The organism is Chryseobacterium sp. Marseille-Q3244, from assembly GCF_940807095.1.
Taxonomy (GTDB): domain Bacteria; phylum Bacteroidota; class Bacteroidia; order Flavobacteriales; family Weeksellaceae; genus Chryseobacterium.
The window spans coordinates 322,858-335,198 of the sequence record NZ_CALNWX010000004.1 but is presented as its reverse complement, the minus strand read 5'-3'; the positions used below and the strand labels follow the sequence as shown (position 1 = coordinate 335,198).

Annotated in this window: 10 protein-coding genes; 6 read left to right on the top strand and 4 right to left on the bottom strand. The window is 35.1% G+C overall.

From position 1 onward, the window contains the following. Window positions 1-49: 49 nt before the first annotated feature. The gene (locus tag NBX25_RS09700; RefSeq protein ID WP_250253564.1) at window positions 50-241 is read right to left on the bottom strand and encodes a hypothetical protein; all 192 of its coding nucleotides are present in this window, start codon (window positions 239-241) and stop codon (window positions 50-52) included. Between NBX25_RS09700 and NBX25_RS09695 the strand changes: the two genes are divergently transcribed. Together NBX25_RS09695 and NBX25_RS09690 are read left to right on the top strand one after the other, a co-directional pair. Next, window positions 218-406: a hypothetical protein gene (locus tag NBX25_RS09695; RefSeq protein WP_250253496.1), complete on the top strand. Its 189-nt coding sequence runs from the start codon at window positions 218-220 to the stop codon at window positions 404-406. The two genes, NBX25_RS09700 and NBX25_RS09695, sit on opposite strands and share 24 nt — an antisense overlap. Before the next feature lie 11 nt (window positions 407-417). After that, a complete protein-coding gene (locus NBX25_RS09690) occupies window positions 418-894 on the top strand; it encodes a hypothetical protein (RefSeq protein WP_250253495.1) in 477 nt (158 codons plus the stop codon). Between the two features lie 30 nt (window positions 895-924). Here NBX25_RS09690 and NBX25_RS09685 read toward each other — a convergent pair whose 3' ends face one another. Genes NBX25_RS09685 through NBX25_RS09675 form a run of 3 tightly spaced genes read right to left on the bottom strand, consistent with a single transcriptional unit; the run spans window position 925 to window position 3,076 of the window. After that, window positions 925-1,218, bottom strand: a complete 294-nt coding sequence (locus NBX25_RS09685) for a hypothetical protein (protein ID WP_123911011.1) — start codon at window positions 1,216-1,218, stop codon at window positions 925-927. 19 nt (window positions 1,219-1,237) lie between these two features. Further along, a complete protein-coding gene (gene recF, locus NBX25_RS09680) occupies window positions 1,238-2,317 on the bottom strand; it encodes a DNA replication/repair protein RecF (protein WP_250253494.1) in 1,080 nt (359 codons plus the stop codon). Window positions 2,318-2,320: 3 nt separating this feature from the next. Beyond that, window positions 2,321-3,076, bottom strand: coding sequence for a UbiA prenyltransferase family protein (locus NBX25_RS09675; RefSeq protein WP_123911013.1), 756 nt, complete (start codon window positions 3,074-3,076; stop codon window positions 2,321-2,323). A gap of 18 nt (window positions 3,077-3,094) precedes the next feature. Between NBX25_RS09675 and NBX25_RS09670 the strand changes: the two genes are divergently transcribed. The 4 genes from NBX25_RS09670 to NBX25_RS09655 all read left to right on the top strand — a co-directional run bounded on the left by NBX25_RS09670 (window position 3,095) and on the right by NBX25_RS09655 (window position 12,306). After that, a complete protein-coding gene (locus tag NBX25_RS09670; protein ID WP_250253493.1) occupies window positions 3,095-9,016 on the top strand; it encodes an alpha-2-macroglobulin family protein in 5,922 nt (1,973 codons plus the stop codon). A gap of 43 nt (window positions 9,017-9,059) precedes the next feature. Continuing rightward, complete coding sequence (locus NBX25_RS09665; RefSeq protein WP_123911015.1) at window positions 9,060-9,548, top strand: ecotin; 489 nt, start codon at window positions 9,060-9,062, stop codon at window positions 9,546-9,548. Window positions 9,549-9,919: 371 nt separating this feature from the next. Next, a complete protein-coding gene (locus NBX25_RS09660) occupies window positions 9,920-11,338 on the top strand; it encodes a TolC family protein (RefSeq protein WP_250253492.1) in 1,419 nt (472 codons plus the stop codon). Between the two features lie 11 nt (window positions 11,339-11,349). Beyond that, a complete protein-coding gene (locus NBX25_RS09655; RefSeq protein ID WP_123911016.1) occupies window positions 11,350-12,306 on the top strand; it encodes an HlyD family secretion protein in 957 nt (318 codons plus the stop codon). Window positions 12,307-12,341 lie beyond the last annotated feature (35 nt).

Below are 12,341 nucleotides of genomic sequence, written 5' to 3'. Positions count from 1 at the left end.
TGCCTAAAAATTATTTCGCCGTGGTAAGATTTGATATTTTATGGAAGAATCATCCTGGAACATTTAAACCATGCAATGTTACAGAGTTTCCCAACCAGTGTGCCATACGCATGAGTGAAGCATTAGGTGAATCAGGAGTAGATTTGACTTCCTTTTCCGGAGAAGATGTTGGGAAAAGCATGAAGATAAATTTAGACATATCCTGAGAGCCCAGGAATTGGCTGATTGGGTAGATAAACATCCAGAGGTTTTTGGAAATACATTGAAACTTTCAAGAAAAAAATATCCTAAAATGGATAGTAAGAGTTTTAAGCATAAAGGATTGATTTTCATAAAAGATGGCTGGGGAGCTACTGATCACATTGATTTGTGGGGTGTCGAAATATGGTTCTGGCCATTAATTTAAATGCTTTTGATATGAGAACACTAGTTTATATTTCTGCTATTATTTTATGTTTGCAGGCTTGCAAGGATAAAAAAGAAACATCAGAAGAAAATCAGACAATGGTAATAACGGATACCACCAGAATTAATGGGGTTCTATTGGAACTAATAGATGATAATGGAGTAGGAAAATTAAAAATTACGCCTGATAAATATAAATTGTCAGGGAATATAGAAGTTAAGTCTCCTTGCTATTTCTTAAGGTACAATGGAAAAGTAACTTCATACACATATCCAGACTTTAATGTTCAAAAGATCATAATCATATTGGGAGCAACTAAAAAAGATCGTCTGAATAAAATTACCGGAACCGAAATTCAAGGGCTTTTATTTAAAAATGATAGCATAAAAATTGCTGGAGTTTTAAAAAACTACAGTCCAATTAATCCGGAAACTGGAATTGATGAAAAAGATTATTGGGGATTGGCTTCAGGAATATATGAAAAATAGAAGGTAATAAACTTTATTGGAATCTTACTTTTAAAGGATTTGCAGATTATCAAATTTATCCTCCCCAAACTTATCCTGAAACTTTTTCAGATAAAAGCTTTTACGCATTTTAAAATCATTCTTTAGCAAAGGAGAATCAATTTTAATAATGATGCATTTATTTTCAATATTCACACTTCTGATTTCATTGAACAGACTTTGATCTAAATAATCTTCAAGAAAATCTTTAATATCAAAAGCCACAAGTTTATCTTCAAAACCATAGATTCTTGCAAAAGATTTTACGAGTTCCGAAGATTGGTATTCGCGTTTTTTCTTCTTCATAATTGTGTTGTCTGGTTCGTTATATTTCAAAAATAATACTTTCTTCATTAATCTTTTTCACCACACTTTCTGTACGTTCTCTATGCGTATCGGTAATGAAAATTTGTCCGAAGCTTTCACGATTCACCAATTCAATTAATTGAGAAACTCTGGTGTCATCAAGCTTATCAAAAATATCATCCAACAACAGAATGGGTGTTTTCTTAGTCAGTTCTTTAACAAGGCTCATCTGAGCAAGCTTTAAAGAAATCAGGAAAGATTTCTGCTGTCCCTGAGACCCCGTTTTTTTGATCAGAATGCTGTCCATTTCAAAAAGAAGGTCATCTTTATGAATTCCTTTGGATGTGTACGTTAACATACGGTCTTTTTCCAGGCTTTCTTTTAAAAGATCCTCAAAAGTATTTTCCAGCAAGTGAGATTCATAGATCACAGATACTGTTTCTTTTCCACCTGAAATAATTTGATAAAAATTCTGAACAATAGGATTAAGCTGCTCTACAAATACTTTCCTCTTATTGAAAATTTTAGTCCCGAATTTTATAATCGGATCATCATAGATTTCTAACGAATCTTTATCCCAGGTTCTGTTTTTAGCAAAATACTTCAGTAAAGCATTTCTCTGTTGGATCGTTTTTTGGTATTGAATCAGGTCAAAAAGATATTCAGAATCCGTTTGAGAAATCATGGCATCCAGAAACTTTCTTCTGCTTTCTCCGGAATCAGAAATAAGGTTAGAATCGTAAGGTGAAATCATGACACTTGGAAGATAACCAATATGATCGGCAAGCCTGTCATAGCTTTTATCATTCTTTTTTATCACCTTTTTAGCTTCTTTCGGCTGGGTAATTCTGATATTATCTTCACCGTCTTCATTCCGGATCTCTGCATCAATTGTGAAAAAATCCTCCTCTTTTTTAATGTTGTTGAAATCCGTATTTCCCAAAAAGCTTTTACCTACTGATAAATAATGAAGAGCATCCAGAATATTGGTTTTACCTACACCATTATTTCCCACAAAACAGTTGATCTGGGGGGAAAATTCGAACTTTTTCTCAGAATGGTTCTTGAAATTGTATAGCGAAAGCTTCTTGATAATCATTCGTCAAAAATACTCCATTATTAGTAAAAATAAAAAAGGAAGTGCGGAACAAGTTTCCACTCCGAATGAAAAATAAGTGTCATCTCTTTTGTTTTCAGAGAAATAAATAAAAATATATGTGATAATACTGGATAGAAAAAATGCAGCAGCGTATAGTGGTTTTAGGTAAAAAACTCCAATAAGACTGCTTATGAAAACCATACCGTATGCAATATACTTTGTATTTTGGACGCCAATCAACATAGGGAAAGTCTTTACCGTATCACTATTCATATCCCGAATATCAAAGGGAAGTACCAATGCCGTAATATAAAAGAAACTGATAAGGAAAATAGGCAGGCTGAACTCTGGAAGGGTAAGCCAACAGTTGACCAACGCCCAGACCAGTCCTACATAAAATACTTTCAGTAAAGGTATTTTCCGGATGTAAACATCCAGAAAAAAACTATTGTATAATAGTCCCAGGATAACAATGATAAACCATTTCAGTAATCTTACCTCATTGTGATTATGAATGATTAAAAAAGCACAGACAATCCCGGCAACAGCATTAAGGACCAATATTCTGAAAAAATATTTAGTGTATTGGTACTTCGTATAAATATACCCACTGAAATACGTGATGAAAATCAGAAGAATAGTAGGGAAACGGAATGTGTTTTGCTCTTTCATGAAAAATACTGCAAAAAGAGTTCCCATTAAGGAGACATAAATTTGACTGTCTATGACGGTTTTTTTCAGTATTTTTATAATATTCATTTATCAAAATTAATATATATGAAAAGATTTTCCAAGATATTTATGCTTTCGTTGCTATCATTGGGATTTTCACCGGTTTTCGCACAGAAATATTATGATGACCAGTGGAAAAAAATAGCAGAAAACAGTCAGAAAGGAGCGTATAAATCTAATCTACCCATTATTTTAGACATGGAAAACCAAGCTATGAAAGAAAATAATACCATTCAGTTAATCCGTTCTTTGAAAGCGGAGTTCAGTATTGTAAACCAAACTGTAGATGATGATCAGAACGATGCGGCTTCAAAATTCTTTAAAAAACTTCAGGAAGCAGAAGGAAAATTGAAAGGAGATGAGAAACTGGTCTATAAAGTTCTGTTGAATGGATTTTTCCTGGATTATTACAATCAAAATTATTGGAAGATCAATGGCAGAACCAATATTAGTACGCAGGATCTTGCTCAGATTGAAACCTGGACCAAGCTTGATTATAAAAACTATTTAAATAAAAGCTATAAGGAACTGGATCAGCAGAAACAGGACATGAAGAAAACTTCATTGGAAAAATATAAAGTATTGTTTTCGGAAACGAAGGATATCGCTTATTTTCCAAGCCTGTATGATTGGTATAGTCTTAAAAAGATCGCTTTTTTATCAGAGAATAATATTTTCACAAAAAATGAGCTTACAGAGAACAGAACCTCTATTAATGCAATTTTCGATGAATTGATTGCACAGAATAACGGAAATCCCAAACTGTATTTAATGAAAGAAAAATTGGTGAATAATTGCGATTTCAACCAATGTAAAGATAAACTTGAGCAGCTACAGAAGCTTGCCAAATCCGATGTACAGGGTGATTACAAAGTGGTCATCATGGAAGGGATTATGGATGAACTTGTAATGAAAAAGAAGGCAAAAGAAGCTATTGCTGTTGCTGCACAGGCTAAAAGTGAATATCCGAAATCTCCTTTCATAGAAAATATCAAAAACAAGGAAAACCAGATTACCAATCCGGTACTGAATATCAAATATGAAAAACAGACCCAGAATAATCTGCCAATTCATTTTGTTGCAGAATACCAGAATGTTTCGGAGTTTTCATTGAACATTTATGAGGTAAAAGAAGATTTTTTATCGCTGATGAAATATGTGCAGAATTCCTATGCAAATAACTATTTTGGGCAAGTGAAAAAGAATTTGGTGCGAAAGGAGACTTACCAGCTTTCAGACCCGAAAGATTATCAGTCTCATAAAACCTCATTGGAAATTAAACCACTTCCTGCCGGAGTATATGTTGCAGAATTTTCAGTGCCAGGAACCGATACAAAAGATAACAATCCTGAAAAGAATTTCTATTTTCTGGTTTCGGGAAATAAGATTATTTATCAGTCAAAATCTTCAAGAACTTCACTTTCAGACGACTTGAAATTAGTGAATAGTGAAAACGGAAAAGCTGTAACGAATGAAAAGCTTAATTTTTATGAATTTGTAAATAATAATTCGATTAATAAAATTGAAGGAAAAACCAATGAGAACGGAATTTTTAAATTTCCTGCCACTGCTAATAAAGAATACTACAGAACATATCTGATTCAACAGCCTAAAACCAATGATTTCCAGATCATGCAGGTGTACGGGAACAATAATGTTGAAGATTACAACCCAAACAAAGAAGCCCGTTCCAAAGCTCAGATTTTTACAGATAGAGCGATCTACAGACCGGGACAGATAGTTTATTTCAAAGTAGTTAATACCCGTTTAAATAATGAGACTGAGTCTGTACTTTCAGGATTGAAGCAAAAAATCACTTTGGTGGATGCTAACAACCAGGAAGTTTCTTCCCAAAGTTTTACCACTAATGAATTTGGCTCCTATCACGGCAGTTTTATGCTTCCAAAAGGAAAGCTGAATGGTACTTTTTATATAAATACTGATGGTGATAGTCAGGGATATAAGGATATCAGAGTAGAAGAGTATAAAAGACCAAAGTTTGAAGTTACTTTCGACCCTGTAAAAGATGAATATAAATACGGACAAACCATAGAACTGAAAGGAAAAGCTATGATGTTTTCCGGGGTAGCTTTAAGCAATACAACAGTGAACTATGAGATCAAAAAACAAAACATCCGTTGGAGATATTTCTGGTGGTATCCAAGAGATAATGATAATGAAAACTCAATCTTAGGAGAAGCCAAAACCAATGAAAAAGGAGAGTTTGTGATTCGTTTAGATCTTAAGAAAGACGAAAAACTGGAAGGAATTCAGATTGATAACTATCAAATCAATGCTTCCGTTACTGATATCAATGGGGAAACTCAATCAGCTAATACAGATCTGAAGGTGGCTTCCGTTTCCCACTACATCAAAGCTGATGAAATTAAGAATATATTCAGTGATGAAACGGCGAAATTAAAAGTAGAAACCAAGAATCATAACGAACAGATTCTTAAAAAATCGTACCAGGTTAAGCTATCAAAATTAACGGCTCCGGATCGGATTTTTAGAGATAACTTCAAATCAGAAGTTCAGAATCTTCCACAATATTCAAAAACAGAATTTATTAGCAAATTCCCACACGATCTGTTTGATAAAAATGATGATGTCAAAAACTGGAAAACAGAAAAAATAGTTGTTGAAAGACAACAGCAGCCATCTGCAGATAATGCTCAACTTTCAACAAGCTTGGATCTTGGAAAACTTGAAGCGGGAGATTACCAATTGGAACTGTTCAATATCGAAGGAAAAGATACGATTAAAGCTTCTCAATATTTCAGCGTTTGGGATAAAACGTCCCTGAAACCGGCTCAAAAAACTTTCTTAACGGTTATTGCAACGAAGGAGGAGTTTGCAAGAGGTGAAAAAGCGAAAGTATATGTATATTCTGCAATTCCTGATGCGTTGGTGAATGTATTTGTTCAGAATGGGTCTGGAAAAACGATCACGGAAACCCATCAATTTAAAAAAGGAATGTTGGAATACACAGCAGATATTCCAAAAGATAAAAGTGTTTCCGAACTTAATCTTCAGTTCCAGCTGGTAGCATTTAACGATATACAGACAGAAACTGCAGTTTTAAAGATCAAGGATACGGAGAAACCTTTAAAAATTGAGACCGTCACTTTCAGAGATAAGCTCGAACCGAATTCAAAAGAAAAATGGACGGTGAAAGTTACCGGAAATGATAAAGAAAAAGTGAATGCAGAAGTGTTAGCTAATATGTATGATATGTCTTTGGATCAGTTTGCAGTGAATAACTATGGCTGGGATAAACTGTATACACCATTCAATATCATTACATCTTATGATATCAGAGAATACCTGTTACAAAAAAGTTATCAGAACCGATTGAAATATTTTAATGGAAATTATGTAGCCGTTCCTGAATTTAATTGGTTTGATGGTAGCCTGTTTTATAGCTTAGGAGGAAATGGAGTGAAATCTCCTAGAACTAGAAAAAATAAAACTGCTCTTCCTGCTCCTACAGCAGCTCCTATTGCTAGAAATTCAGTAGCACTTGAAGAAGTGGTAATGATTGGCTATGGACAAAAAAAATCAGCACTACAAGGTAAAGTAGCAGGCGTTGAGGTTGCAGAAGCTGATGCCGCTGTAGATCAGGTTGAATCACAAGAGGCATTGGAAAAAGTTCCGGTACGTCAGAATCTAAATGAAACGGCATTCTTCTATCCGGACCTGAAAACCGATGCAGAAGGAAACGTCAACTTTGAATTCACTTCTCCGGAAGCTTTGACGAAGTGGAAACTGATGTTCCTTGCTCATACAAAAGATGCAAGAGCAGCTACCTTGGAGAAGGAAGTGGTAACTCAGAAAGAATTCTCTGTAACTCCAAACTATCCGAGATTTTTAAGAGAAGGAGATGAACTGAACTTACAGTCAAAGTTATCCAACCTTACCAATAAGAAAATGAATGGTTCTGCAGAACTTCAGATTTTAGACGCATTTACGAATGAAAATATTTCTTCAAAATTCGGAATCAACTCAGGAACACAGAACTTTGATTTAAATGAAAATGGAAACGGAGCATTAACATGGAAGCTAAAAGTTCCAAACAATGTTTCTTCTATTATTTTAAAAATAGTTGCGAAGGCAGGAGCTTATTCTGACGGTGAGCAGCAGGCTGTAGCCGTATTGCCAAACAGAATGCTGGTAACCGATGCCGTACCTGTTTTTGTGAAAGAAGGAGAAACAAAGACTTTCGTATTGGATAACCTTAAAAATAATACATCTACAACGGCTTCTAATGTTTCAAACACCTTGGAATTAACCATCAATCCGATCTGGGAAATTATGTTTGCCCTCCCAAGTCTGAAAAACGATCAGAACAGCTCAGCGGATGTGGTTTTCAATAAGTGGTTTGCAGATGTATTAGCTTCTGAGATATTCAAAGCTAATCCTAAAATGAAGACGGTGTTTGATGAATATCAGGGCAAAGGATTATTGAATTCAAATCTTGAAAAAAACCAGGAGCTGAAACAATTGTTATTGGATGAAACTCCATGGGTATTGGAAAGTAAAAATGAAGCTGAGCAGATGCAAAAACTAGCACTTCTGTTTGATGTCAACACGATGAGGAATTCTATTAATCAGAATTGGGATGATTTCAGTAAACTGCAAAATCCGGATGGTGGATTTTCATGGTATGCAGGATATCCAAGTTCTTACGGTACATCATTATATATTCTTAAAAACCTTGGAAAGGTTAATCTATGGTTAAAAGATAACGCCAAAGAATATCAGAGTGCAGGACAGAACGCTTTAGTAGCAAAACTAATCCAGTATGTAGATAACGAGATCAGCAAATATGCAGAGACTAAAAAAGAGAATGTCTGGAGCAATTGGGTTCTTGATTATTTAGATACCAGAAATTACTGGGAAAAACAATATCCTTTGAAAGGAAAAGAAGCAACGTTAAAAGCATTAGTAAAACAAAAAGCAAAAACGGCAAAAATTACTGATTTTACATTCTTCGGTCTTCACCGTGCAGCTTTACTAATGAATAATTATGGAGAGAAAGCGGTATCTGATAAATTAATGACTTATCTTAAAGAAACCTCTACAGATACCAAAACACAAGGAGTCTACTGGAAACAAAACCTGAATGACTGGGGTTGGTTCAGCTCAAAAGTAGTAAACCATGCAGGTGCTCTGGAAGCGTTCAATACCTTAAAATCCAATGATATCAACTTTATAGAAGAGATGAAGATCTGGCTGGTAACGCAAAAAGAAGTGAACTCATGGGGAAGTTCAAGAGGAACTGCAGAAGTGATTTTCACAATCTTAAATTCAGGGAAATCATGGACTGGTGCTGAAAGTGATAAAGCAACCATCGTTTGGGGCGGCAAAGAGATTGTTCCTCAGACTCAGGGAACCGGATATGTAAAATCAACCGTAAAAACGGATGCAATAGATAAAAACCTTGGAACCGTTACAGTGACCAAACCAGGCCCAGGAATTGTTCAGGGAGGATTATTCTGGCAGTATTACGAAGATTTAGATAAAATTAAATCATCTGAAAATTATATTTCCGTAACCAAAGAACTGTATAAAAAAGTAAAAACGGTAAATGGAGAAGAGCTTCAGAAAATCTCACCAGAAACACCATTGAAAGTAGGAGATAAAGTAACCGTAAGAATGATTCTGAACACAGACAGAGCAATGGAATTTATTCATATTAAAGATATGCGTGCGGCAGGATTTGAACCCGTTGATGCATTATCAGGATATCAGTGGAAAAATAATTTAGGATATTATCAATCTACTAAAGATGCGTCTACTAATTTCTATATTCAATATATTCCAAAAGGTAAATATGTCTTTGAATATGATGTAATTGCTAATGCATCCGGAAAGTTCTCAAACGGTATTACTACAATGCAAAACTACTATGCTCCACAGATGAATGCACATACAAAAGGAACCGGAATTCAGATTTTGGAATGATTTTTGGCTATTAGGAAATACGTAAAATTTAAAACCAAATAAAATGAAATTTTCAAAAACTTTAATTACGGGATTGGTATTGATGGCTGGGGTAAGTGCTTTCGCTCAAAAGAAAGCTGAAAAGTTTGAAAAACTACAGATTGAAATGTTCCCAAAGGCTAAAGATGGATACAAGCAAGTATATATCCAGCTTCCAGTAGCAAAAAACGAAAGCGACTTAAAAGTTGAGGTTTTTGTGGGAACTGAAAAAATGTTAGACTGTAACAATTACTCCTTAATGGGAGAAATGAAAAGCCAGGATCTTCAGGGATGGGGTTACAACTATTATGAAGTAGAATCAAAAGGAGAAATGGCAGGAACTTTAAAAGGTTGTCTGGAACAGAAAAAGACCAAAAAGTTTGTTACGCTAAAACCGGAAATAGTAAGATATAACAGTAAACTTCCATTGGTATTCTATGTACCGAAAGACATAGAAGTTCGTTACAGAGTTTTAAGACCTGATAACACCATGAAAAAAGCTGTTCAAAACTAAAATTTGCAAGCTTATTATAAACAGAAAACTCCTCGCAGTAATGTGGGGAGTTTTCGCTTTTATATTCTTCATGTAAGATAAATGAATATTAGGATGGAGACTATGCTATCTTTTTGTTGTCACAACTCGGAGTTCTTAAATACTTTGTTTTCTACGAAAAAAAAGGTAAAGAGCAAGTGGTAAAAGTAGAGTTAAAATTTTTTTCAAAATTTTTTAGTTTTTAATTAACATTTAAACGATTTTGATAAGACTTTATTTTAAAGACTTTTATACTTAAACAAATTTTAAACTTGTTTTAAATTCATAGTTTTGTTAAATTATGTTTGAAGATTTTAACAATTTTTGCATTATATTTGTTATAAACATAAACCATGAAAAACAATTTATTGATTTTTACGTTTAGTTTTTTTGCTTTTCCTGCTTTTGGCTGGGCACAGTCTGCGCCGGACTTTAAAGAACTTCTGGATAGTGCAATGGTTCGGGACTCGAACCTGAAAATGCAAATTACCCAAAACAAGCTTACCGATCTTGACGAGCATAAGTTAAAAGATATCTTTCTTCCTACATTGGAACTAAGTGGTAAAGCCGGTTATCTTAACGGAACAGCAAGGCTTACGTCTCCAGAAATTAATCTGGCTCCTTTTATCAATATTGCTGAGGGAGCTTTCAACAATAACTTCAATGTATCCGGATTTTCAGGCGTTGCCAAGGCAGAAGCCAAGATGCTTGTGTATTCCGGAGGAAAAGTTAAATACCTGAAAAAGGCAGTTGAGGAAAAGAAGAAATCTGAAGATGTTCTGTTAGAAAAATCCAGAGATGAAGTTGTGGCGAGTATTTCCAGAGCTTATGACCAGCTGGCACTGATCCATCAGTCTAAAAAAGTGCTGGATGAAAGTAAAAAAAGACTGGACATTAACAAAAAAACAGCAGATAAAGCATTAGGTTACGGGCTGATTACTCCTTACGATCACAAAAAAATTGAATTGGCTCAGGCTACTTTAAATGCAAAAGTGGTAGAATATGAAGGAAAAAAAGAACTACTTCTTACTCAGCTTTATATTTTAACGGGAATCAATAGAGAACGGTTAAAAATGATTGATCCAACGCTATCTCCTGTAGAACTTCTTACAGCAGAAAAAGGAATTGATCAAAGAGCTGAGGTTCGTGCCCTTGAACATGGAATTGCTGCTGCAGATTATAAAATAAAAGCAGAAAGAACCTGGATGATTCCCAAAGTTCAGCTGATGGCTTCCGCTTATTATATTGGGTTATATGGTAACCATATCAAAAGCTCTGAAAATATAGTTCCTGCTGTTCCAATTCTTGGCTATGAAGGGAAAAAACTGGACTGGAGTCCTAATAATGTCAATATTTTTCCTTTAATCACAGCCGGAGTTGGATTTAAATGGGAAATTTTTGATGGAAAAGAGGGGAAACATGCTGAAGAAACAGCAAAAGTAGGTAAGGAAGTGCTTCAGAATCAGAAAGAAGATGCATTGAAAAAACTATCGTTGAATTTAGCCAATAATCAAACCAATTACGATATTGCTACCGCCCAGATTACTTTAAAAGCTAAAGAAAAAGAACTGGCTAAAAGTGCATTGGTACAGGCAGAAAAAGAATTCAGATACGGTATGAGCAAATCCTCACAGCTTATTGATGCAGAAAATGACCTTGAAGTGGCAGAGCTAGGATATCAGAATGCGATTTTCAATCAGAGAAGAGCAGGAATAGAACTGATGAGAGCTACTCAGGAACTGGATATCACCAAATTTTATTTAATCCCTTAAAAATTAAAATGATGCATAAAAATATATCTATACTCATTGCTTCTCTGTTTTTATTGGGAAGTTGCGGCAAGAAAGACGAAAAGATAAAGGAACCGGAAGGAAAGACGAAAAAAGATGTGATCTCTTTTGCTCCGAAGGTTACCGGAAGAATTCTAAAAATATATGTTTCCGAAGGACAAACCGTAAAAAAAGGAGATACGTTGGCTCAGCTTGACGTTCCGGAAGTATCAGCAAAAATTGCGCAGGCTCAGGGTGCGGTAAGTGCCGCTACAGCCCAGGAACAAATGGCTAAAAATGGGGCTACACCAGACCAGCTGAGACAGCTTCAGGCAAAATATAAAGGACTGAAAGAGCAATATGATTTTGCTCAGAAATCCTATAGAAGAGCTAATAACATGTTCCGTGACAGTCTGATGTCTCCACAGGCACATGATGAAGTGTATGCTAAACTTCAGGGGGCAAAAGCTCAATATGATGCTGTAGTTGCAGAATTAGATGATGTGAACAGAGGAACCCGTTTCGAAAAAGTAGAAATGGCAGCAGGACAGGCTTCTCAGGCTAAAGGAGCTTTACAGGAAGCAAACGTGGCTTACTCTGAAAGATATGTCATCGCTACCAATGATATGGAAATTGAAACCATTAGTTTGAATACAGGTGAACTGGCAACAGCAGGATTTGCTTTATTCAACGGATATATTCCAGAGAGTACTTACTTTAGATTTACCGTGCCTGAAAGTGCTATTTCAAAGTATAAAAAAGGGCAGAATGTCAATATGCAGGTGGTTTACAATAAAGAAAACCTGGAGGGAACAGTAGTGTATATCAAACAACTGACAAGATATGCAGATATTACAACTGCTTACCCTGATTATCAGCTGCAGGATGCGGTCTATGAGATCAAAGTAAGACCTAAGGACGGTAATAAGGCAAAAAGCCTTTTGGTGAATGCCAATGTGATCCTGAAATAATTACAAATTAAAATGGCTAGGCTTAATACATACAG